The organism is Methylomonas sp. 2F7 (assembly GCF_057126975.1).
In genome coordinates, this window is record NZ_CP195203.1 from 2,526,092 (window position 1) to 2,550,050 (window position 23,959).

Sequence of the window (23,959 nt, forward strand, 5' to 3'; positions counted from 1 at the left end):
AAGATGTCAAAAATAGTGATTCGTCGCGGCATCACAAGTTAACTGCCGAAACGCAAACACCAAACAAAAATCAGCCTTACCGTGTCCAAAGTCAGTCCACAAACCGGCGCTTTCGCTGAGCACAGGCCAAAAAAAAGCCAGCAGTCCTTTGGGGACAAACTGGCTTCCGGCGGTCCGGTCAGCAGAAGTGGATGTTATGGAGACAAAATGCTCGGATAATAACAGCGAGATACCAGGCTCCAAGCATGGTTCATGCCACTTCGTATTTACAGCGCATAATAAAGGATTACAGGTTTTTGCGAAACACCAATGTTGCCACAGCAACATAATCTGTTGTTTAAGTGTTGATATATCAACACATTTCCATGAGTCTGAATTTTACTTGCGAAGCATTGGCCTTTTTCGCGCTAATCCAATTGAGTCGGGCTTTTTCGACAAGCCCAGTCAGCCGAAATCGTTCGCCAAACATGCCCGCTATGTTTCGACCTGTTCGTATACCAGCAGCATTTGCTGACACCATGCTGGTAAATCAGCATTTTTTTGGATATTTGCCGTTAACCCGCGTGCTTCCATGTTCGGTAACTCAAACGGGTGTTGTCGATCTGCCTGGAACACAGGGGTAATTTGGCGTATTCCAGCAATCACCCAGCATATTGGCCCTTATCTTGCTGAAGACCGGATTGAAAAGGCTAAGTCAATATTCACAAGCGACTTACCTAAAATTCGCAACTTTCAACTTTGGAGAAAAACATGGGCTTGAGCATTCCCCACTTATTAGTAGTTTTAGCGATTGTGGTCTTGGTGTTCGGCACCAAGCGCCTGAAAAATGTCGGCGCCGATCTGGGCGATGCGATCAAGGGATTTCGTAATGCGGTAAAGGAAAGCGAAGAAGCCGAAGAGGCCAAAGCGATCACCCAACTCTATCAGGAAGAATTATCCGGCGAGTTGATAGGCAAAGCTGACCGCACCAAGGCTTGATACGCCGGGTTGCTGTTCTCAGGCTAAAGGCGCTTAGACCCGCGTCCTGCTGCCAAAGCAGCAGCTTTTGATCGCCGCCTGTTTGCATACCAACAGCTTGGAACATTTGCCGGCAAAAATTATGCTGCTGATTCTCACCTAAGCTCAAGCGCATGCAGGACACTATGCTTGTAAAAACCGATGGAGATTGCTTGGTATAGCACTTGCTTAAGACAAACACTAAATTGCCTTTGCCGGATAAACGCTAGCTTTAAAACCGGCCGGACCTCGCTAACCAATCGGATCTCCCGAGAAATCCATGTGGATCGTTAATATTGCTTTACGCCGCCCCTATACCTTTATCGTGGCGGCGCTGTTGATTCTATTGTCTACCCCCTACGTGCTGCGGAAAATGCCCACCGATATTTTCCCAACCATCGATATTCCGGTGGTAGCGATGCTGTGGCAATACAACGGCATGACCGCCAAGGAAATAGCGGACCGCTTAACGACCACGGTCGAACGCTCCATGGCCTTGATCGACGGCATAGAACACAGCGAATCTTTGTCCTACAGCGGTGCGGCCGTGGTTAAAGTATTTTTCCATCCAGGCACCGACATCCGTACTGCCATCGCTCAGGTGATGTCCAGCAGCAACTCGGTTTATCGCTCACTGCCGACCAACGTGGCGCCACCGCAAGTCATTCAATATTCGGCCGCCGACCTGCCGCTGGTGCAATTGGGCATTTCCAGCAGCACCGTCCCGGAAACCGATGTCAACGATCTGGTGAATAACATCGCCAGAACCGCATTGCAATCCAAACCCGGCGTGGCAATGACTAATCCGTTCGGCGCCAAAAGCCGGCAAATTACGTTGGATGTCGATGCGCCGGCCCTGTTGGCGCGCGGTCTGTCTCCCGCCGATTTAAACGATACGTTGGCAGCGCAAAATCTGATTCTACCCACCGGCACCGTAAAAATCGGCAGTAACGAATACGATGTCAGCCTAAATGGTGCGGTGGCCGCGATTCCCCGTCTGGCCGACCTGCCGGTGCGCACCGTGAACGGCGTGACGACGCTGGTCCGCGATGTAGCTACGGTTAGAGACGGCGCGGCACCGGTTACGACCATCGCCCGCCAAAATGGCGAGCGTGGCATATTGACTTCGATCTTCAAGGTCGGTCGCACCTCGACTCTGGAAGTGGTGGAACACGTCCGGCAAACCATTCCGAAAATGCTGGGGATGATGCCGGAAGGCATCAATATGCGTTTGATGTTCGACCAATCGTTGTTCGTGAAGGCCGCCATCGGCAACGTGCTGCACGAAGCACTGATCGCCGCCGGCCTCACTGCGGCGATGATCTTGCTGTTTCTGGGTAACTGGCGTACCACCTGCATCATTGCGGTGTCGATACCGCTGTCGATTATGTGTTCCTTGATTGCTTTATATTTAGTCGGTGAAACCATCAATCTGATGACGATGGGCGGTTTGGCTTTAGCGGTGGGGATATTGGTGGACGACGCCACCGTGGAAATCGAAAACATCGAGCGGCAAATGCTGCTGGGCAAAAACCCGCATCAAGCCATCCTGGACGGCGCTGCGGAAATCGCGATGCCGGCGCTCGTGTCCACCTTATGCATCTGCATCGTGTTTGTGCCGATGTTTTTCCTGTCCGGCGTGGCCCGTAGCCTGTTCGTACCCATGGCCGAAGCTGTAGTATTTGCCATGCTGGCGTCTTACGTTTTATCGCGCACCCTGGTGCCGACGCTGGTGATGTATGTAATGTCCGGCCATCATGGGCATACCGATGCGCCACCAACCAACGCACTGGCGCGCGGCTTTCAACGCCTGCATCACGCCTTCGAGCGCGGCTTCGAACAGTTTCGCGGCCACTATCTGATCCTGGCCAGTCATTTACTCAAACACCGCTTGCGCTACAGTTCGGCGATTTTAGGTTTTTGCCTGGCATCCCTGGGTCTGGTGCCACTGCTCGGAGAAGATTTGTTTCCGGCGGTGGACGCCGGGCAGATTCGTCTGCACGTTCGCGCGCCGTCCGGCACCCGGATCGAGGAAATGCCGCAACAGATCGACGCGGTGGAAAAAGTCATTCGCGGCATCATTCCCGCCGAGGAGATTGCCGATTTATTGGACATCATCGGCGGCCCGTACAGCACCCGTAACACTTTGTTCGGCAACTCCGGCACCGTGGAAACCGCCGACACCGAGATCATGATTTCGCTGCGACCAGGCAACCATGCCCCCAGCGCCGACTACATCAAACGCCTGCGCGCCGAACTGCCCGGACGCTTTCCCAACCTGGAATTCTTCTTCCAACCCGCCGATCAGGTCAGCCAGACTTTGAATTTTGGCGTGCCCGCCCCTATCGACATCCAGTTCATCGGCGGCAAGCCGGAAGACGTGATGCCGCACGTTATCGCCTTGCAAAATCGTTTGCGGCAAGTTCCCGGCATCGTCGATGCGCATATTTATCAACGCATGAATCGGCCGGCATTGGATTTGGAAATGAACCGCCAGCAATTGCAGCAACTGGGTTTGTCAGCTCGGGATCTGGCGCAAAATCTGTTACTGACCTTGAGCGGCAGCATGCAGACCGCGCCGTCATTCTGGCTGAATCCGGCCAACGGCAATTCGGTGAATATCGGCGTGATGGGTAATCCGCTGGACTTGGATAATCTGGATGCCTTGCTGCGCACGCCGGTCGGCGGCGGTAACGGCCAGCCGCAATTGCTGGGCAATCTGGTCAAACTGAAACGCACCGTGTTACCGGTCGCGGTAACGCATTACAACGCCAATAATGTGTTCGATATTTACGCCAGCGTCGAAGGCCGCGATTTGGGTTCGGTGAGCCGGGAAATCGAAACGCTGGTTGCCGACAGCCGCGGCCATTTGCCGCGCGGCGTCGAATTGAGCGTGCGCGGCCAAATCGAAACCCTGAAAAGCTCGTTCACTGGCTTGGGCGCCGGCTTGGCCGTGGCTATCGTCATGCTGTATCTGCTGCTGGTAGTCAATTTTCAATCCTGGCTGGACCCGCTGATTATCGTCAGCGCCCTGCCCGCCGCCTTAGCCGGCATCGCCTGGACGCTATTTTTAACCGGCACCACGCTAAGCATCCCGGCCTTGACCGGCAGCATCATGGCGATGGGCGTCGTCACCGCCAACAGTATTTTATTGGTGTCGTTTGCCCGTACTCGCTTGGCTGATGGCGTACCACCGGTGACGGCCGCTTTGGAAGCTGCGGCCACACGGCTCAGACCGGTACTAATGACCGCCTTTGCGATGATCGTCGGCATGTTACCGATGGCTATTGGCTGGGGCGAAGGTGCCGAACAAAATGCGCCGCTCGGCCGCGCGGTAATCGGCGGCCTGGCCTTTGCCACCGTGTCCACTTTACTGTTCGTGCCGCTGGTTTTTGCCGGCACTCATCGCTGGCTGGCGCACCGACTTTCGCATCGTACAAGCTTTGTAACTCCCTAAAATCTTATGAATAGCATCCCTTCATCGCCCTTTGCGCGACCGGCTTCCGAGCATTCGCACCGTACCCTGCTGGTAGTAAAACGGCTCGGTTTGGGGCTATTGTTATTGCTCCTGCTGGCGGGCGCCTGGCGCCTGGCGCAGAACCTGCGACAAGCAGAAACCTTGCAGGCACAAACCGCGGCCAGCCAACAGCGCAGCGTCATCGCCGCGCATTCAAGGCCCGGCGAGGCAACCCGCAAACTGGTATTGCCTGCCAGTTTGCGCGGCAACACCGAAACCCAACTCTACGCGCGCAGCAACGGCTACTTAAGCGCCTGGCACAAGACCATAGGCGATCAGGTCAAAAAAGGCGACCTGTTGGCGGTTATCGACGTACCCGAGCTTGAACAGGAACTGGCGCAATCGCGCGCCGCGCTGGCCCAGGTCAAAGCCCGCTTGGAACTGACCCGCACTACCCTGCAACGCTGGACGCAATTAAACGGCACCGACAGCGGCACGCAACAGGAGTTCGACGAAAAACGTAGCGCTTTCCTGCAAGCCGAAGCCGATTTCTCAGCCGCGCAAGCCAACGTTAAACGCCTGGAAAATATCGAAGGCTATCGGCGCATCGTCGCGCCGTTTTCCGGGGTGATTACCCGTCGGGCGGTCGATGTCGGCAGCTTGATCGTGGCGGGCAGTCAGGAGTTATTTGCCTTGACCCAAACCGACCCGTTGCGGTTGACGGTTTGGGTGCCGCAAGTCTACGCGGACGACATCAAGGCCGGCCAGGAAGTCTCGGTCAGAGTACTGGATTCGCAAGGCAAACCGGTTAGCGCCCATGTGGATCATGTCGCCGGGGCATTAGACCCGGTCAACCGCTCTCGACAGGTGGATATTACCCTGCCCAACAAGGACGGTAAGTTACTGCCCGGCTCCTACGTGGAAATCTCCATCAACGTCGCCGGCAAATCCAGCCCCTTGGTGGTGCCGGCTAATGTGTTGGTGATCGATCAAGCTGGTCCGCATGTGGTAGTGGTCGATGCGGAACATCGCGTGGCGTTTCGCCCGGTAAAATTGGGCCGCGACTTCGGCCGCGAACTGGAAATATTGGAAGGCATTTCGCCTAGCGATACCTTGGTCGCAAGCCCTTCTGATCTATTGGTGGAAGGCGAAACGGTAAGTGTCGTGGAAGCCCAAGCAAAACCGACGGAGAAACCCAAGGACAAAACCGCCGGCAAATCGTGAAACATTTCAGTAATCCGTAGCAGGGCGAACCATCCGCTTACGATACCCAAACGGCATGTGGCGCTGGTCTCATGCCGGCTTGCCGGTCAGCCGGGTGATTTGTTTTGTCTACACCCTATCCGTAAAAAGTTTCTTGGGGAAATAGGCATCATCGCTACGAACCGGAGTTTAGAGCTGAGGTTGGCAATTGCATCGGTACAAATGCCACGCCTTTGTCCTCAATCTTTGGCCCCAGCGGCTGAAAGCCCAACCGAACATAAAACGGCACAGAGGGCAGCGAGGCATTCACCGTGAAGGTCTCCGACGGGCTTGCGGCCAACGATAAGGTGATGGCGCGCAACGCCAATGCCGTGCCGATACCTTGGTATTGGCAGGCAGGCGCAACAAACAGATGAAACAGATGCCGGGCATCGCGGACGGCAACGACGCCGGCAAGCTTACCGTTTAGCCAACCCACGAGATAAAGAAAATTGGCATCGTTGATATAGCTGCCAATCGCTCGAGGGCTGATGCTCGAATAAAACAACTCGGCCCCTTCGCCAGCCGGGGAAATTGTACAACAGCTGGCAACGCTGCAAATCAGTTGGCTGACGCATTCGGCATCGGTCGCTACGGCGGGACGGATGATCAACGGCGAGTTTGTCGTCATGGCTCGGTAGCGGCAATATCCGGCAAATTCTGATAAACCAGCTCGATAGTCTGGTTTTCGGTTAAGGCTTTGACAACGGCCGGCAAGGGTTCCGCCAAGATGCCGGGCAAATCCTGCTCCAAGGGATTCATAATCGGAAAGGCCAATTTCTCCAGCGGCGGGCAAAAGTCAGCCTCCACGCCGGGCTTGTTGCCGCGCGCATCAACCCGGTACCAACCGTGTTGGGGCAGGTAAACTGCGTTCAAACCGTGCAGGCAGAAAGGCGGCTGGTCGCCGTCTAACGTCAGCCGCTGGTAACACAGTCCGGCCGGAATGGCGTTGGCCCGCAGCAGCGCGGCCAACAAATGGCTTTTGGCATAGCAGTAGCCGGTACCGTGGATTAACACTTCGGAGGCTTTACAGGTCACCGGGTTCAGCCGGTAGTCCCAGCTATGCTTGATTTGGTCGCGGACGAATTCGAAACAGCGCTTGGTGATTGCTACCTCATCGGCGCAGCCGTCCGCCAGTTTTGCGGCTTGGGCGACGATGGCCGGATGTTGGCTATCGATATAAAGACTGCTGCTGAGGTAAGGCTTCATGTCCGGCAAGCGCTTTACCGCGCGTTGGATTTTGGTTATCACGCCGGTCAGTAATGAAACGATTTCCGGCGCGGCCAACAGTTCCGCTTCGCTGATATTGGTACTCGGCAACGCCAAGGTGATCGATGCGGCTTCGATCAGCGTGGCTGACATGGTGACCAAGGTTTCCCGGAGCGCGGCATCGGCGTGGTGGGCGCGCGGCGCGGCGTTCAATACCGCCACCGGCTTGTCGGCAAAGCCCTCAAATGCCACCAACCAATCCAGCGCATTTTTGACGGTGCCGGTAACACCGTGAGCATATTCCGGGCTGGCGATCAGCAAGGCATCCGCCGCGGCCACTTCGTTGCGCAAGTGCTGTGCGACGCCGGGAAGCGCGCTTTCCAAATCCGGATTGTATAAGGGCAAGTCGCCAAGCCCAGAAAACAAACGAACTTCGATGGAGGCCGGCGCTAAATACTTCACAGTGCGCAGCACAGCGGAATTAATGGACGCCGCCCGTAAGCTGCCGGATAAAGCCAGTATTTTCATGGCAATGTTAGATGTTGAATGTCAGGGAAAAGTGGTGGCTGCTCAGTCGAAAGCCCTTGTTAAGATACAAACGATGGGCGGAAAAACGCCGATAATCGGAATCCAAATGCACATCCTGACAACCTTGCGCTTGCGCATGTTCGATCAGCCAATCGAGCAAGGCGCCGGCGAAGCCTTGCGACGTTTCGCCGCTTAGCCTGGCTAAATCATCAATATACAAAACTTTGCCCCAGGTCAAAAACTCGGCGAAACGAAAACCCGCCACGCTTTTAACCGTGCCTTGCTGTCTAACAGCCAGAATTTGGTAGGACTGCGTTTGCTGGCGGCGAACCTGGGCCAGAAATTGATCCGCCTCAATATGCGGGCGCAACTCTTGGAACACCGGAAAACAGGCTTGAATTTCGGCGTCGGTATCGGCAATAAATATATCGAGAGTCATGGGGTATTGCTTAACAAACAAAAGGATGGCCGTTGGCTTAAAAGAGCATTTCGATTTTTGCTTTCAGCGCCGAGACTCAAGAGGGCTCACTCGTGTTGAGATGCCTCATTTGTTCACGCCTCGCCCCGCTGCCGGCTTGGCCTGTGAACCGTGCGCGCTATTCATAAATACGATAGCCCCGATAATGATCGCCGACGCACTCAGGATGCGCGGCGTGAGCGGTTCTTGCGCAAACCAGTTGCCTAACAACACCGCTACCAGCGGATTGACGTAAGCGTATGTCGCTACCAGCGGGATCGGCGCATTCTGCAGTAGCCAAGCGTAAGACGCGAAACCGATCATAGAGCCGAACACTATCAGATACGCCAAGGCCAGCCAGGAGTTAAGCGATACCTGGGACAGGTTGAAAACACTCCATTGTTCGCTGAGCGCACTGACAAGCAACAAGGCAAAGCCGCCGGCCAGCATTTCCGCACCGGTTGTCATCAGCGCCGTCTTCGGCAAATCCGCGGTCTTGCTGTAGATTGAACCCACGGCCCAAAGCAAACTGGCGAGCAGTAGCGCCGCTACACCGGGCATGTTTAATGGCATACCGTCCGAAAACACCGACGGACCGACCAGCAGGTAAATTCCCAGGAAGCCTATGATAAGACCGACCAGTACGCGTAGCGTCGGCCGGACGCCGTTAGGTCTGAGTGCGTCGGCAATCACCAGAAACATAGGCACGGCACCGATGATCAGCGCGGCGACGCCGGACGGGACGGTTTGTTCCGCCCAACAGACCAAGCCGTTGCCGCCGAGCAATAGCAAAATACCGACAACGGCAGCCGAACGCCACTGCCGAAAAGTCGGCGCGGCATCGCCGGCCAAACGCCGCCAGGCCAGCAAAATGGCGCCGGAAACCACAAAACGCAATCCGGCCGACAAAAATGGCGGCAAGGTCTCGACCACAAAGCGAATCATCAAATAAGTCGATCCCCACACCAGATAAACGGCCAACAACGCGGCCCAAATCTTAGCCTTCATTCTGTAAACGCCTGACTAATTACAGTTTCTACGTGCTCCTCTGCCCGCCAAGGGCGTAACGACCAGGACGTATATTTTTTGTTGCCACTAATTGAGGTTGGTGCCATGAAACAGCCTATCGGTTAGAAAATCGGTTAAAGCGTATCGAAGCTTTGCTAAGACATGGGTTGCCGACCAGGGCAAAGGTTTGTAACCCGCCACGCGTCCGTCAATGGCAAAGCTTATGCGGTGATAAAACGTCCATGCGTGTGAAAGTGTTGAAGAATGCCAATTGTTTGAGAGTCTGTTAGACCTGAAGGTTTTGCTTATTTCTTCCGCAATAAATATCCGGAATAGGCGACAAAATCTTGGCCATTGATCGTCTCCAGCCGAACGGTTTCCTGCATGCCTCGTCCCAGCCCAAGAATGACGGCTGCATTTTCCGATACCGGTGCAATGGGAAAAGTCAGATTATTCATGTCGAAAGTGGGGATGGAATACTCCAGCATCAAAAAACCGTCCCGTTCGCGTAGCGCGCATTTTTCCGGAACCATCGCCGCACCTTCGGCAAGATTCACAATCTCGTATTCGCCCAGACGACTACGCATGGAGTCGGGAATCGCTACCGGTTGAATTTTTTCTCCCAACACAAAGGTTTGGCCGTGCCAATGGGCCAGCGCCAGGTCATGGCCGTCGACATGGCGCACCGACACGCCCACTTCGGCCAGTTGCTTGGGTTGTAGCGGTATCAAACCCAACAGCTTGTAGCGAATGCCGAATTTACCATCGGCTCTACCGACCAAATCCATGCTGTTACCGTTCAACTCCGTGGACAGGGTATCGCCATCCGCCGTTAACTTGATGTAGCCCAGCGCGGTTGCATAGTGCCCGGCTGCCAGTTGCTGTTCTTGCGGGGTTAAGCCGCGGGTTTCGACCACGGGTGTTTCGGTTTCTTCCGGCAGCGGCATACCGGTTTTTATCGCAACCGCCAGTTTTAGGGCTTTATCGGTGACTTTGTCGATCAAGTCGCCGGTGGGCGGGGAGTTAGCCAGCACGACCACGCCCAGCTTGTGTTCCGGCGCCACCGTCAGCAGGCTACGGTGAAACAGTGTTGCGCCGCCGTGTGCGGCCACTTCGCCGATACCGGGCTTGCTGGTTAAGAACCAACCCAAACCGGTTTTGGTACCGACATCCAGCGCCACATCCTGGTTTTGCTGGCGCAGCATTTCATGTAGGGTTTCCGGCTTGAGTATTTGCCGGCCATTGGTTTTGCCGTCCGCCAAGACCATGGCGATAAAGCGGCTTAGGTCCAAGACATTCGCGTTCAAGCCGCCGGCCGGCATATCGCGCAGTGCCACTTCCGTCTTTTCCTGATCATTCTTATAGGCTTTCGAGGCCAGTTCCCCCTCGATGCCAAGCGAAAATGCCGCATTCGTCATCCCAAGCGGTTTTAACAGCTGCCAGTCGGCATAACGGCTGAAATCCTGGCCGGTAAGCTGTTCCAACATCGTCCCTAACAAGGTGATGCCCAGATTCGAATAGGCCCAGATACGATTGGGCGGATAAGCGACGTATTCGTCTTTCAGCATGCCGACAAGCTGACTAAACGGTGCAGGTGTTTTAGTCCACATGCCATTGCCTCTATCGCCCGGCAAACCGGAGTGATGGGTCATGATATTGCGCGCCGTAATAGGTCCGGCGTCCGGGAAGCGGCTTTTGATGGCGAAATTTGGCAGATAGGTTTGCAACGGTCGATCAATATCCAGCTTGCCTTGCTCGGCCAGTTGCATCACCAGCGTATCGGTAAAAAGCTTGGAGATGGAGCCGACTCGATAAACCGTTTCCGGTGTCGCGGCAATCTGCCTGGCTTGATCGGCATAGCCGAACCCTTGCGACCAGACGACCTGTTGATCGTCCACCACGGCAATACTCAAGCCTTCCACGTCCTGTTCGGACATTTCCTGTTCAATCAACCAGGTCAGATGGGCTTTGAGGTAAGTGTAATCGCCGTGTTGTAAAGTATCCGGCTTTAGCGGGGGCGAACCGGCGCAACCGCTTAGCAAAAGCAATATCGCGCTTAAATAGGTCAAATAGGTTTTCATCTGGTCCTTGAAGGGGTGATCATCGATTAGTCGGCCAGCAAGATTTTAAGCCCGTGTGGCTGGGGCTGCGAGGCTTTTACCAAAGCTAATGGGGTACGAGGATAGTATTTGGCGAGCCCATTACAGTCAAACGTTTTAACAGTGCGGCCTTGAGCCTACGCGATGGCAGACTTTAACATCGGAAGTAGTTGCGCGTTGAGTGATGATTGCAGTGTTCATTTTTTGTGTAACGGTTTGAGTCAGTGTTTTGCCATATTAGCAAACTCGGCCAGCAATGGGTTCGGAACGATCATAGCCCTACCCCGACCGGAAACGCCGTCTTATCCACCACGCGCCGCAACACGAAGCTGGAATGCACCCCGGTCACGCCCGGAATACTGGTGATACGTTTCAGCAGCAATTCCTGGTAAGCGTCCAAGTCCTTGACCATAACCTTGAGCTGGTAATCGGCGGTCTGGCCGGTGATCAACAGACATTCCATCACTTCCGGAATCCCGGCAACCGCCGCTTCAAAGGCGCTGAAACGTTCCGGCGTGTGTTGGTCCATCGAGATGTGGATCAAGGCCATCAGCGTCATACCCAAGGCTTTGGCATCCAACAAGGCCCGATAGCCGACGATCAGGCCGCCCTCCTCCAACGCCCTCACCCGCCGCAAGCAAGGCGACGGCGATAAGCCGATGCGATCAGCCAACTCCTGATTGCTGATGCGGCCATCGGCTTGCAGGATGTTCAAAATTTGCCTGTCGTAGCGATCCAGTTCCATAAAATACCCGATATTTACATATTAAAACAATTAAATAAACAATATTTTATTTATAAAGCAATATTCTATCAATGATTTGTGTTTTATATGGCATAAACGCAATCGCCTAGCGGACGGTTTGGCTTATCTTATCGGCATCCCATTGACCGAGAGTAAGCAGCCATGTTGACCGACCCTTCCCGCAAATATCGCCCATTCCCGCCGGTGGCGCTTGCCGACCGCCGATGGCCCAATCGCACAATCAGCCAAGCGCCGATCTGGATGAGCACCGACTTGCGCGACGGCAATCAGGCCTTGTTCGAACCGATGAACGCCGAACGCAAATTGCGCCTGTTCCGCACCTTGTGCGGCATCGGTTTCAAGGAAATCGAAGTGGCGTTTCCGTCGGCCTCGCAGACTGATTTCGATTTCGTGCGCCGTTTGATAGACGAGGCGTTGATCCCCGAAGACGTCACCATCGAAGTGCTCAGCCACGCCCGCGAACCGTTGCTCCGCCGCACCGTCGAAGCCCTGCGCGGTGCGCGCTCGGCCATCGTCCATATCGTCAACGCGACCTCCCCACCGTTTCGCGAACTGGTATTGGGCATGAGCCGGGCCGAGGTATTGGCGATGGCCGTCAATGCGGTGCGGCTGGTCAAACAATTGACCGCCGACCAGCCGCACACCCTGTGGCGCTTGCAATACAGCCTGGAAACCTTCAGCGCCACCGAGCCGGATTTCGCCGTCGAGGTTTGCGATGCGGTCAGCGCCGCCTGGGGCGCGACACCGGATAACAAGATCATTCTGAATTTGCCGGCGTCGGTGGAAACGGCGACGCCGAACGTCTACGCCGACCAGATCGAATGGATGCACCGCCATATCTCCCGCCGCGACAGCGTTATCCTCAGCGTGCATCCGCACAACGACCGCGGCACCGCGGTAGCTGCCGCCGAACTGGCATTAATGGCCGGCGCCGAGCGCATCGAAGGTTGCTTGTTCGGCAACGGCGAACGCACCGGCAACGTGGATTTGGTGACGCTGGCATTGAATCTGTATACCCAGGGCGTGGCGCCGGGCTTGGATTTTTCGGACATCGATGCGGTGGTGCGCGATTTCCAGGCTTGTACCGGCCTAAGCGTGCCGCCCCGCCAACCCTATGCCGGCGAGTTGGTGTTCACCGCGTTTTCCGGCTCGCACCAGGACGCCATCAAGAAAGGCTTTGCCGCCAGGCAGCCCGGTAGCGTCTGGAACGTGCCGTATCTGCCGTTCGATCCGGCCGACGTCGGTCGCGGTTACGACGCGGTGATCCGCATCAACAGCCAGTCCGGCAAGGGCGGTATCGCGCACTTACTAGAAAGTCATTATGGTGTGGTGCTGCCGCGCCGTCTGCAGGTCGAGTTTTCGCAAGTAGTGCAAGTCCATACCGACTGTCACGGCGGTGAAATCGGCGCGGAACAGTTGTGGCAGCTATTTGCCCAGACTTATCTCGATGTGGCAAAGCCGTTGCGTTACCTCGGCCATCAATTGTTCGAGCATGCGCAAGGACAAGGCATACATCTGCAAATTGAATGGGACGGCGAACCGCGATATTTAGCGGGCGTGGGTAACGGACCGATAGCCGCGGCCGTCCAGGCTTTAGGCTCGCTCGGCGGCGCAGTGTCGGTATGCAGCTACGAGGATCGTTCGGTCGGCAGCGGCGGCGATGCCCAGGCCTGCGCCTTTGTCGAACTCACGGCTGCAAACGGCCCAACCGCCTATGGTGTCGGCCTGGACGGCAACATCGTCACCGCATCTATCAAGGCGCTGATCGGTGGCTGCAATCGCTTGGCCAACGATACCGGCTGGCAAGGCGGCGAGTTTGATAACGGCGGTTTTAGTGCGGATAGCACGCCAGCCGTAACCCCTACAGAGTGAAACAGGAGACAACATTGAATACTTACCGTTGGAGTGCCCAGGATTATGCACAAAACTCGCAAGCCCAACAGCAATGGGCCAAAGAACTGATGACAAAGCCCATATGGCTATGGTCTTGCTCGAGATTGCGGCGGAGAAATCGGCAAAACGTTAGCCCGCGCAGCCTGAAATAGCGAAGCGTTTTCGGAGGAATGGGAGGCCTTTTTCCGTGCGAGTATTCTTCGATATTCGCACGGCTTTCATGCTCAAATGTTTATCTGATTGTGTCAGTTCGGCCAAAATTCGCCAGAAGAAACGAAAATGCCAATTGCAAAAATCCAGCCAATAGCAGGCATAGGGTGTGGTGAGTTTACGAACCGCACCAATCGCGAACGATGCGGAGCACGTTGTTTACCGCATCCTCCGGGCTACCTTCAAACTGCTCCATACTTTATTTCTTTTCGTTTATTTTCCAAAATTCGGTTTATTTAAAATTAGCACGGTTAAAAATTAACCCTGATTTCCCCGTAAAAACTCCTACCCGCCAAGGGCAGGTCGTTGGGGATAGCGGCCGTGGGATTGCCGGTCAAGCTGGGTTCGCGGGCGTCCACATCGAACAAATTCCGCACCGAGAACGCCACTTCGAAATGATCGTGGATATTCTTACGGCGCAGGGTCAGGTCGACCAAAGTGTAATCGTCTATGGCAGGGCGGTTGTCACCGGCGGCCCGTTCGCGACCGATGATCCATTTGGCCTGAGGGGTGAATTGCCAGTCAGGGACAAATTCCCAGATGGTACGCAGATAGACTTGGTGATGCGGCGCATAGCCGGCGTCTTGTTGGGCTGCGTTGTCCGTGGATTTCTGATAGGAATAGCTTCCCGCCAGTTTGAGGTTGTCTAGGGCTTTCCATTCGGCCTCCAGTTCGCCGCCGTAGCCGGTCTGGGTGCCGGTGTTCTGCGCGGTGGATGAAGGCGCGCTGGTGTCGGGTACGTAGCGGATGATGTCCTTCCACCAATAATTGAAGACGTTCAAGCCCAGCCGCAGCTTATCGTGGGGCCGGTAATCGAAGGCCAGCTCTATGGTATCCATAGTTTCCGGCTTAAGACCTGAATTGCCCAGCTGCGCCGGATTGTTCGTGGCATACAATTCCGCGAAATTCGGCGCGCGGAAGGCGCTGCCATACATGAATTTGGTGGTGAGGTCGTATCGGGTTTCCCACACCAGGGCCGCCCGCGGGTTTACCGTTTCGCCGAAGTCAGAATACCTGTCGTAACGCACTCCGCCGGTCAAGGCCCAATCCTTGGCGAATTTCCATTGGTCCTGAACGAAAAAGAAAAAATCCTTGCGGTCTTTTGTCGGCAAGAAGGTCGAGGAGGTACCTGAGACGTCTATCAGCGGTACACCGGGCATGAAAGGAATCGGAGTTCCCGTAGCCGGATCCACGCCGAAGTTTTGGCTGACCTTAACCTTGTAAATGCTGTCGTAGTTGATGCCGGCGCCGAATCGCAAGATGTGATTTTCAAATCCATTATAAATCGCCGACAGGTTGCCGCGGGCATGGCGTTCCCAGTTCTCCGGGTTGCCGATGTAGCCATTGGGAAAGGCTACCAAACCCACGGGATTGGCAAAATCGATCTGGCCGTTGGCGCCGATGGGCAGGCGAGCGCCGGGGGGAAACAGGGTCAGATTACGCTCGACAATCTGGCTGGTGTTCAGGTAGCTGAGTTGCCCCGTGACCTCCCAGTTATCGGCAAACTCGGCATTCTGATAGGTCAGGTCCGCATTCCAGCGGTCGCTGCCGTAACGATTGGTGGAATCCAGAGCCTGGGCGACACCGGCGCCGTTGCCAAAATTGCTGCGGTGCTGCAAGCCGCCGCGGAACCGCCAATGGTCGCGGGACAAATCCAGACGTGCGTCCAAATTGTCGCGCGACAGATTGACCGGACCGGGCGCCAGCGAGGCATGGGTGCCCAAAGCCTGGTCCAATTGGCTCTGCAAATCGGATTCGATAATGGATTTCTGCCCGGCAGAGGTGTGGTATTCCACGCTTGCGGCCACGTCGAAGCCGGCCCATTCGCCGCCGTGCAAGGCCCAGCCCTCGTAGGTGTCGAAACTGCCGACGCGGCCACCGACCTCCGTGCCTTCGATGTCCTGCTTGGTCTTGGTGATGATGTTAATCACGCCGGCGAAGGCATCGGCGCCATACACGGCCGACCCCGGCCCGCGCACCACCTCAATGCGGGCGATGGACTGTATCGGCATACCGCCCCAAATTTGCCCCCTATCGCCGGCAAACGAGTTGCTGATGGGTATGCCGTTAACCAGCACCAGAACCTGCGGGTTGAATGCCGAATGGATTCCGCGAAAAGTGTAAATGGGGTTGTAACCGCTATTGCTGCGCGCTACGTGCAAGCCTGGCACGGTTTCCAGCACCTCGTCGATGTCCGTCGCGCCCATGGCCTTGATGTCCGCCGCAGTGACGACCGACGCCACCGCTGGCGCCTTTCTCACCGGCTGCCGAGTGCCGGTGGCGATGCTGACCATTTCCTCGCTGCCGTATATCTGTGCCAAGTCTTCTTCCTCGATAGACGATGCGGCCAGCGAGGCTGTCGCCCAGATCAATACTGGCGCGGCAGTCACAAGAGATACTGTCAAACTTTTCATCATGCCCCCTGCCGTGCAAAAGCGATTGCCGCTACTGAAAAAATAATGCGTCATCTACCTTGTCCACGCTCCCAATCATCCAGTGCGATCGAGTACTTCGCTTTACCAAATAAAATAGCTCGCTTCAAACCGCCCCTACTTTATTTCTTTTCCTGTATTTTCCAAAATTCGGTTTACTTAATCATAGTACGGTTAAAAGTTAACCCTGATTTCCCCGTAAAAACGCCTGCCGACTCAAGAGCAGGTCGGCGGCGGTAATCAGTCATCGTTTTGGTTTATGTCGATAATTTTCTCAATTGATGCGATTCGTGCCTCACCGCACCCGAATCGTTTGTCTGCTTTTATCTGCTTTTGCAGGAATACTTTCCGTTTGAAAACTTGAAGCTGCGGCTGCTAGGGTCGGCTTTAATCAGGGACCAGCCGATACTATTTCGTAATCAGGCCATTCTGAGCGATTAGCGTTTTACGTTCTCACGCAGACCAACATTGACGCCGCCGCATTCATACACTCCATACTCCCAAAACCGCTTTCCCGGCTTGGTCGGGCCGTGCCAGCCGTTGGCGCGCAGTTGTTCGGCAATCAGGTAATTCATCAGGCCGTGGCCGACCAGCAGGACGTTGTCGTGTGCTTCCGCCAATTCGATCAGCCGGTTTGCGGCCTGTCGCGCCCGGCATTTGGCGAACGCATAAGCTTCGCCGTTTTGCGAGAAACCGGCCAACCAGAGCAATCGACAAACCGTCACCCACGCCGTAATGGGTAGCGCTATCGCGCCGCTGCCGAAATGCGGCAGCGCCGATTCGCGAAACAAGCTATCCGCCACAGGCAATTGGGCAAACCCCAACGCATGAGCCGATTCGACAGAGCGCGGCAAGTCACTGCACGCTACGTAGTTGGTATGGCGCAGCTCCGCCAAGGTTTCCGGCGGCGGCCGGTCGACGATGCCGGATGCGTCGTAAGCCTTGGCGATGGCGGGCAAATCCCTGCCGCGAGCCATGCCCGACAGTTCGACGGCCGGTTTGCCGTGTCTGATCAAGATGATTTGCATGTCAGCTTAATGTACCGATGTAACGGGCTTCGGCAGCGAAAAGTTTCAAAGTGCTCATGCGGCCCATTCCTACAAGTATTCACCTTGATGCTCGCGCACCATACGAACGGCCGGTTCTCGGATTTCCGATGAAGTTTGGTTTGACCTTTTCCGTCTCATTGCTCCTTTCTCTCAAAATTGGAGCCTCCAGGAAATCCGGGGCGATTCAGTTACACACGGGGCAACTCGATAAAGCGTTATTGTCATATAAACCCAGCAATATTTTGTTATGATCAGAATCGCATATGCAGACTGCTATCTGCCTAGAATATTAACCCGGCCCTTACATTCCCGGCATTCTTCGTTCCCGCGGGGCGAGCGCCTTTAGATCGCGAAGCAAACCATTTTAAGCGCTGGGCTATCTCCTTCGTGAGAGCGGCGATATTGACGGGTTGAATTAGTAATCGAGCTAAAGGCTTAGGCCTCTTGGGGAAAATGATTTTCAAGCGCTTATAAATTGGAGAAATACGTTATGTCTAAATTAAGATTTGTTGTTTCCACATTGGCGCTGGCTTGGCTACCCAATGCGCAGGCGGCCTACAGCGGTAGTCTGTCTTTCGTTCAACCTACCGGCACTGTCGTTGCGACCGATAACATTCCAGTTTGGTTGAAACTAAGTTTGTACGCCGTATCAGATCCCTTGGTTTATTCCAGCACGGGTGGCGGTACCCCGCCGTTTGGCATCAATCCAGCCAACTACCCAACCAACTTTTCTTATTACGATTCAAACACTAGCCAAAGCATCTACATAAACAATGGCGTACTCATCGCCGTGAATAGCATTTCTTTCAGTACCTCTATTGGTTGTAACGGTACATTTCTGGCCGATACCTGTTCTTCCGGACCTTACGAATTCAACTTCGACACCACTAGCCCGGACAGTATCCTCACCCAACAGAATATCGCCTTAAACCCTGGCGATAGCTTTGAGTATTTGCTCGGCAACTTTACCCCAACCAATGGCGCAGCCCCAGCCGGCAACTACGAGTTTTATGCATCGGGATTGACTATGTATTTTTACGGCACGGTTAGGGGCCCGAAATTGGATGAAAACGGTGCGCCGGTTCTGGATGGGAACGGCGATCCAATTTTGGTGGATTTTGTTAACGCTGAAGGGAGTCTGGAAATCGCCACTACAGCCTGTGCAGTCCAAACAGGCCCAACTTGCTCGGACATATTTGCGCGAACAGTCGTCGCAGCCCCCGTACCCGTTCCTGCCGCTTTTTGGTTATTTGGTTCAACCCTGCTCGGTTTTGTCGGCTACAGTCGTCGCGGTGTCGCCGCGCGGCTTGTCTAATCCTTGTTAATGCCTGATCTCTCTATCCCAAATATTATTAGCCGTCAGCCCTCGAATGTGTTGGCGGTTTCTTCAATGGTTGTCGCCAAGTAGGTCAGGTTGCGCGCTAGCGTTACCTGACATTTCCGCCGGTCGAAATGATGCCTTCTGATAATAAAGCATCCGTTTAAAACAAACGAGCATTTGTACCTCTGGAGTCTATTCTCTGCTACCATTCGGAGCGGTCAAGGCGGGATTGCTTGGCCGTAAATGGATTTCGGTTTTGCAGGGCAGCCTCAATGCATGATCGAGCAAACCACTATCGATGAGGCGCAATATCAGAGGGACCATAATGGACAAACTTACAGCACTTTCTTTAAGCATCGGCGTATTGGCTGGAGTCGCCACATTTTTGGCGGTGGGGCCGGCTAGCGGCGTGTTCTTTATCTGGGCCGCCACCATTGCCTGGGCAGCCTATTTTTTCTTGGGTGCGACCAAGGAAGCCTTGAAAAATACTATCGTCTGCGGGATTTTCGGCGTATTCATGGCCTGGGTAACAGCGATTATCTTGACCGGTATTTCGCCGGATACCGCCTTAGGTTTCCCGGCAATGGCGGCCATTACGGTAACTTTTGCGGTCGTGGTGATGTGTCTGGCCGCCAATTTTCCACAATTGGCGACCATTCCCGCCAGCGTTTTGGGCTATTCGTCTACATTCGCCTATTTATTGCAAACACCGGACAAGTTGACGCAAGAAGTCTTGTTCGGCGCGTCGCTGAGCAATCCTTTGCTGGTGATTTCGATCTCGATTGTGGTGGGCACATATTTTGGCCAGCTGTCCGCGCAATTAGCCGCCAAGTGGACCAAAGAGTAACCATGTTTTAGGCTGAACCGTCGGGGTTACGGGCAAACACCCACTCCGATTGTTCGGCGAAAATAGGCGGAAAGTAAAAACTCCGCCTAACCATCAAAAAATTTCGGTCATTTCATTATCGTTCCGCCCAGAACTCTCTGGCTCCAAACGAGGATTCTGAGAGCCGATTTCCCTCCCATGAGTTTGGCTGCTCGCAGACCCGGAATTAGCCGCAAATTGCCAATTCATTCTGTTTTAGGTGAAAATGGCAAGTTACGCATAGTTCAGTCTCTGCCGGAATAAGCAATCAGATTGCTGATAAGCCGCGCGACGGGCTTATGCACAAAGGCCATTGACTAAATGTCGCACGGGGTGTCGCTGTACCCTGTCTACGGCATTCACTTAGTCAGATACAGCTACAGGACGCATCGAGAATAACAAAAATCATGTCTACCCATTCAAGACACATCCAGTTAATGGATACCACGCTGCGCGACGGCGAACAAACCCAGGGCGTAGCGTTTACGCCGATGGAAAAAGTCAGCATAGCCAAAGCTTTGTTGCAGTTTTTGCGCGTTGACCGTATCGAAGTCGCTTCGGCGCGGGTTTCGGAAGGCGAGAAGGAAGCCGTCAGCCTGATCAATCAGTGGGCGCGGCAGGAAGGTTTTGCCGAACGCGTCGAAGTGCTAGGTTTTGTGGACCATACCCGCAGCGTCGATTGGATCAAATCGACCGGCGGCAGCGTGATCAATCTACTGGCGAAGGGCAGCGAAAAACATTGCCGCGAACAGCTCGGCAAAACTCTGGAGCAACACAGCGCCGATGTCCTGCAAACCATCGCCTATGCCCACGAGCAAGGCTTGAAGATCAATGTGTATCTGGAAGACTGGTCAAATGGTTACAAAGATAGCCGGGATTATGTTTACGGCTTGATGGAACGCTTGCAACAAGCCCCGATCAGTCATTTCATGCTCCCCGATACCTTGGGCGTGATGGCGCCGGACGAAGTTTTCGCCAGCTTTAGCGATATGTGCCAGCGCTACCCTGCCCTGCAATTTGATTTCCATCCGCACAACGATTACGGTCTGGCGACCGCCAATGTGATGGCGGCGGTGCGGGCCGGCGTCAGCGCGGTGCATTGCACCGTCAATTGCCTGGGCGAGCGCGCCGGCAACGCCTCTATCGCCGAAGTAGCGGTGGTGCTGCGCGATAAAATGGCGATGCAATTGTCCGTGGACGAAAGCCATTTGGTGCGCATCAGCGAGATGGTGGAGAACTTCTCCGGCAAGCGCGTTGCAGCCAACGCCCCTATCGTCGGCGCCGATGTCTTCACGCAAACCGCCGGCATCCACGCCGACGGCGACCAAAAAGGCGGTTTGTATAAAACCAAACTGGGGCCGGAGCGTTTCTCGCGGATTCGTAGTTACGCCTTGGGCAAGATGAGCGGCAAGGCATCGTTGAAGAAAAATCTCGAACAACTCGAATTGGATTTATCCGAAGAAGACCAAAAGAAAGTATTGGCACGCATCGTCAGCATCGGCGACTCCAAACAGACCATCACTACCGACGACCTGCCCTTCATCATCGCCGACGTGCTGGAAAGCAAGAGTTACCAGCACATCAAATTACTGGCTTGCTCCATCAACAGCGGCCTGGATTTACCGTCCACCGTCAGCATCCGCGTCGATGTGAAAGGCGAGAAACATCAGACCACCGGCGCCGGCAGCGGCGGTTTCGACGCCTTTATTGATGCCATCGGCAAAGTGCTGCCACATTACGATTACACCTTGCCGACCCTGGCCGATTATGAAATTCGCATTCCCAAAGGCGGCCACACCAGCGCCCTGACCGAATGCGTGATTACCTGGGATTGCGGCACCGAGCTGCGCAAAACCCGCGGCGTTCATGTCAACCAGGTGTTTGCCGGGATTTTGGCGACGATCAAATTGATCAACATTCAATTACACGAGATGACAGGCAATCCACAGACAACGGTGTAGATACCTTACCGTTCTGCGAAATCGCACCTTGCGGAGCCCAGGAATTCATGCGCCGCTGAACTTGGGACAGATAAAACCGGGCAACGGCTGGAAAACAGTCTTAAAATCCGCCGCTGGGTTCCGGAAAAACGCTTATCGTGGAAAAACAAAATCAAAACGGCAAGATGCACGGCTCGAATGAACAACCCCGGTTCATATCCGAGCCGCCAGGCTTCCGGCAACCATCGCCAACCGCCGAGCAAGTCGCACGAGTCCATCTACTTTATTCCAATCTGCCTTTTTCCATCGGCATTAGCGGATTGCTTGCTTGCATCCTGATGTTCGTTTTAACGCCGGCAAGCAATTCCCATCGTTTGCTCGCCTGGTTCGGCATATTGAGCTTGGTTTTAATGGCAAGAGGCATACTGTTTGCTTTTTGGCGAAAACACGCTTATTCCAGCGGCGAAATCGACGATCTGGACGACTGGCTCCGATGGTTCCGCATCGGGACGATTGCCGGCGGGGTCGTTTGGGGCATCGGCGGCATCGTGCTTGCGCCGTTGGGCGATATAGGTCATAAGGTCTACGTATCCTTTGCGTTGGGCGGCTTGTGCGCCGGCGCCGCCTCGACCCTGGCGATCGACCGCCTCTCCGTAGTTGGCTTTTTATTGACGGTTCTGCTGCCGCAAATTGTTTTTCTGGCCTTACAGGACGATACGCTCTCCTATGGCATGAGCGCGATGGAAACCCTGTTTTTGCTGTTCCTATTGGCTAGTTCCAGACAAACGCGTCTGCACCTGGAGGAAAATGTACGATTGCGATTAAGGGCTACCGAAAACGAATTCCGATTGCGCCATATGCTGGAGAGCAGCCCAATCGCGACCTGCATCGAGGATGCCGTCGACGGCCGGGTGATTTTTGCCAACTTAAGCTACGCCTCGCTGATCGATACCACGCCGGACCGGGCCATCGGTGCCTTTACCACCGATTTTTACGCCCGTCCGGAAGAATATGCCGAGGTGATGGACAGGCTGAGTAAGGGCGAACACGTCACCAACCAACTGGTCGAGTTGCGTAGCCCAGGCGAACCTCACTGGATTAAGTGGACATTGACATCCTATTTTCCGGTGGAATATCAGAATAAATCGGCGCTTCTGGTTTGGTTCTACGATATTACCGACCGTAAGATTTCGGAAGACCGGGTTCAACATTTAGCCTATCACGACACGCTGACCGGTTTACCGAACCGCTCGCTGTTCCGGGATCGCCTGCAACAAGCCATCGCCACCGCCCAACGCGAACAAAGCGCGCTAGCCCTGATGTTTGTCGATCTGGATAAATTCAAACCGGTGAACGACGGCTATGGACACGGCATCGGCGACCTGCTGTTAAAGGCCGTTGCCGAACGCATTGGCCGCTGTCTGCGCAAATCGGATTCCCCGGCCAGAATCGGCGGCGACGAATTTGTCGTGCTGTTGCCGGCCATCAAAACCGAGCAGAATGCCTTGGAAATCGCGGAAAAGGTCCGGTACGGGTTAAGTCAGCCATTCGAGATCGAAGGCTTGACGCTCGGCATTTCCGCTAGCATCGGCCTGGCCGTTTATCCGGATCATGCCGATGAAATACAGCAATTGATCAATCGCGCGGACACGGCGATGTATTACGCAAAAAGCGAAGGCAGGAATTGCGTGCGTATCTACCGGCCCGACATGCGGGAGCAAAATTGCTGACGCCAACGGCAATGACACCAAACGCAAGATACTATTCATCGTTCCCACGCGGAGCGTGGGAACGATGAATGATTGCTCTAATTTGGCGCATCGTATCGTGGTAATTAGAATTATGTATCAACAACATCTCAAGCCCAGTTTATCCAAAATAATCCGGGTTCAGGCAGTGAATGTCATTCTTATGTATTGATGGAGTGAAGCCATGAAAATCCTATTCCTGATCGGCTTTAGCATGTCCGTGTTTTTTCCGGATTCCCAGGCGCTGGCGGAACCTATGAAGTGCGTAGTGGAAGGAAAAACTCTTTACACCGACGATCAGGCCCGTTGCGTCAAGGGAGCCATCAAGCCCATCAATGGTAGTGTGCTAATGTCATCTTCTCCAAAGAAGGGTGCAGATGCACCAAATGGTAGCGCTAAACCAGGGCTTGACCTGCCGTCCGGGCTTGATGGAATTCTCCAGCATTTCGGCATCACCGAAAAGGAAGTAAAGGATGGTTGGCAAACAGTTATGGATGCACATAAACGAGGTTCTTGGAAGGCTCCTGAAATGCCTGATGATGACAAATAGTGCTGGCGATGGGTTGGTTTCCGTCGATCAATAGTCGACTGCATTAGTATGAGGCAAGTACAGATTGGCGCGGCTTATCAAACATTGCAGAGCACGAATTGACTTAAACGCGTTCCGCGCGGATCGTTACCTCACCGCACGCTACTAGCTTGTGGGGTAGCCATCGGGACGTTCCTTGTGGGATGAGTT

Annotated in this window: 17 protein-coding genes; 9 read left to right on the forward strand and 8 right to left on the reverse strand. The window is 54.6% G+C overall.

The window, feature by feature from the left end; all coding sequences use genetic code 11:
• The first annotated feature begins 750 nt into the window (after nt 1-750).
• From tatA to ACR64Q_RS11285, 3 genes are all read left to right on the forward strand, one after another.
• Nucleotides 751-978 (forward strand): twin-arginine translocase TatA/TatE family subunit, encoded by a 228-nt coding sequence (gene tatA / locus ACR64Q_RS11275; protein ID WP_313734788.1) that lies wholly within the window; start codon nt 751-753, stop codon nt 976-978.
• A gap of 298 nt (nt 979-1,276) precedes the next feature.
• Nucleotides 1,277-4,453 (forward strand): efflux RND transporter permease subunit, encoded by a 3,177-nt coding sequence (locus tag ACR64Q_RS11280; RefSeq protein ID WP_313734789.1) that lies wholly within the window; start codon nt 1,277-1,279, stop codon nt 4,451-4,453.
• Nucleotides 4,454-4,459: 6 nt separating this feature from the next.
• On the forward strand, nt 4,460-5,677 hold the full coding sequence (locus ACR64Q_RS11285) for an efflux RND transporter periplasmic adaptor subunit (RefSeq protein ID WP_313734791.1): 1,218 nt from the start codon (nt 4,460-4,462) through the stop codon (nt 5,675-5,677).
• A gap of 154 nt (nt 5,678-5,831) precedes the next feature.
• Here ACR64Q_RS11285 and ACR64Q_RS11290 read toward each other — a convergent pair whose 3' ends face one another.
• The 6 genes from ACR64Q_RS11290 to ACR64Q_RS11315 all read right to left on the reverse strand — a co-directional run bounded on the left by ACR64Q_RS11290 (nt 5,832) and on the right by ACR64Q_RS11315 (nt 11,741).
• Entirely contained in the window at nt 5,832-6,326 is a 495-nt protein-coding gene (locus ACR64Q_RS11290; protein WP_313734792.1) for a GNAT family N-acetyltransferase, read from the reverse strand.
• Nucleotides 6,323-7,432, reverse strand: a complete 1,110-nt coding sequence (locus tag ACR64Q_RS11295; protein WP_313734794.1) for an NAD(P)H-dependent oxidoreductase — start codon at nt 7,430-7,432, stop codon at nt 6,323-6,325. Before ACR64Q_RS11295 ends, ACR64Q_RS11290 begins: the two co-directional genes overlap by 4 nt.
• A gap of 7 nt (nt 7,433-7,439) precedes the next feature.
• On the reverse strand, nt 7,440-7,871 hold the full coding sequence (locus tag ACR64Q_RS11300; protein WP_313734796.1) for a GNAT family N-acetyltransferase: 432 nt from the start codon (nt 7,869-7,871) through the stop codon (nt 7,440-7,442).
• 105 nt (nt 7,872-7,976) lie between these two features.
• Nucleotides 7,977-8,897 (reverse strand): EamA family transporter, encoded by a 921-nt coding sequence (locus tag ACR64Q_RS11305; protein ID WP_313734797.1) that lies wholly within the window; start codon nt 8,895-8,897, stop codon nt 7,977-7,979.
• A 305-nt stretch (nt 8,898-9,202) separates the two neighbouring features.
• Nucleotides 9,203-10,978, reverse strand: a complete 1,776-nt coding sequence (locus tag ACR64Q_RS11310) for a serine hydrolase domain-containing protein (protein WP_313734799.1) — start codon at nt 10,976-10,978, stop codon at nt 9,203-9,205.
• A gap of 289 nt (nt 10,979-11,267) precedes the next feature.
• Nucleotides 11,268-11,741 (reverse strand): Lrp/AsnC family transcriptional regulator, encoded by a 474-nt coding sequence (locus ACR64Q_RS11315; RefSeq protein WP_313734801.1) that lies wholly within the window; start codon nt 11,739-11,741, stop codon nt 11,268-11,270.
• A gap of 162 nt (nt 11,742-11,903) precedes the next feature.
• Here ACR64Q_RS11315 and leuA point away from each other — a divergent pair, with 162 nt between their 5' ends.
• Nucleotides 11,904-13,634, forward strand: a complete 1,731-nt coding sequence (leuA, locus tag ACR64Q_RS11320) for a 2-isopropylmalate synthase (RefSeq protein ID WP_313734803.1) — start codon at nt 11,904-11,906, stop codon at nt 13,632-13,634.
• A 482-nt stretch (nt 13,635-14,116) separates the two neighbouring features.
• On the opposite strand, the gene ACR64Q_RS11325 is transcribed toward leuA, so the two are convergent.
• Both ACR64Q_RS11325 and ACR64Q_RS11330 read right to left on the reverse strand, forming a co-directional pair.
• Nucleotides 14,117-16,333 carry a TonB-dependent receptor plug domain-containing protein gene (locus ACR64Q_RS11325; protein ID WP_313734805.1) on the reverse strand — a complete coding sequence of 739 codons (2,217 nt, stop codon included), beginning with the start codon at nt 16,331-16,333 and terminating at the stop codon, nt 14,117-14,119.
• 401 nt (nt 16,334-16,734) lie between these two features.
• Nucleotides 16,735-17,325, reverse strand: a complete 591-nt coding sequence (locus tag ACR64Q_RS11330; protein ID WP_026600958.1) for a histidine phosphatase family protein — start codon at nt 17,323-17,325, stop codon at nt 16,735-16,737.
• 511 nt (nt 17,326-17,836) lie between these two features.
• On the opposite strand from ACR64Q_RS11330, the gene ACR64Q_RS11335 reads away from it, so the two are divergent.
• The 5 genes from ACR64Q_RS11335 (at nt 17,837) to ACR64Q_RS11355 (ending at nt 23,770) form a co-directional block, all read left to right on the forward strand.
• Complete coding sequence (locus ACR64Q_RS11335) at nt 17,837-18,661, forward strand: hypothetical protein (protein ID WP_313734806.1); 825 nt, start codon at nt 17,837-17,839, stop codon at nt 18,659-18,661.
• A 331-nt stretch (nt 18,662-18,992) separates the two neighbouring features.
• A complete protein-coding gene (locus ACR64Q_RS11340; RefSeq protein ID WP_020481413.1) occupies nt 18,993-19,514 on the forward strand; it encodes a DUF1097 domain-containing protein in 522 nt (173 codons plus the stop codon).
• A 425-nt stretch (nt 19,515-19,939) separates the two neighbouring features.
• Nucleotides 19,940-21,493: an alpha-isopropylmalate synthase regulatory domain-containing protein gene (locus ACR64Q_RS11345; protein ID WP_036275595.1), complete on the forward strand. Its 1,554-nt coding sequence runs from the start codon at nt 19,940-19,942 to the stop codon at nt 21,491-21,493.
• Between the two features lie 137 nt (nt 21,494-21,630).
• Complete coding sequence (locus tag ACR64Q_RS11350; protein WP_313734808.1) at nt 21,631-23,202, forward strand: diguanylate cyclase domain-containing protein; 1,572 nt, start codon at nt 21,631-21,633, stop codon at nt 23,200-23,202.
• Nucleotides 23,203-23,404: 202 nt separating this feature from the next.
• Complete coding sequence (locus ACR64Q_RS11355; protein WP_313734809.1) at nt 23,405-23,770, forward strand: hypothetical protein; 366 nt, start codon at nt 23,405-23,407, stop codon at nt 23,768-23,770.
• Nucleotides 23,771-23,959: the final 189 nt, after the last annotated feature.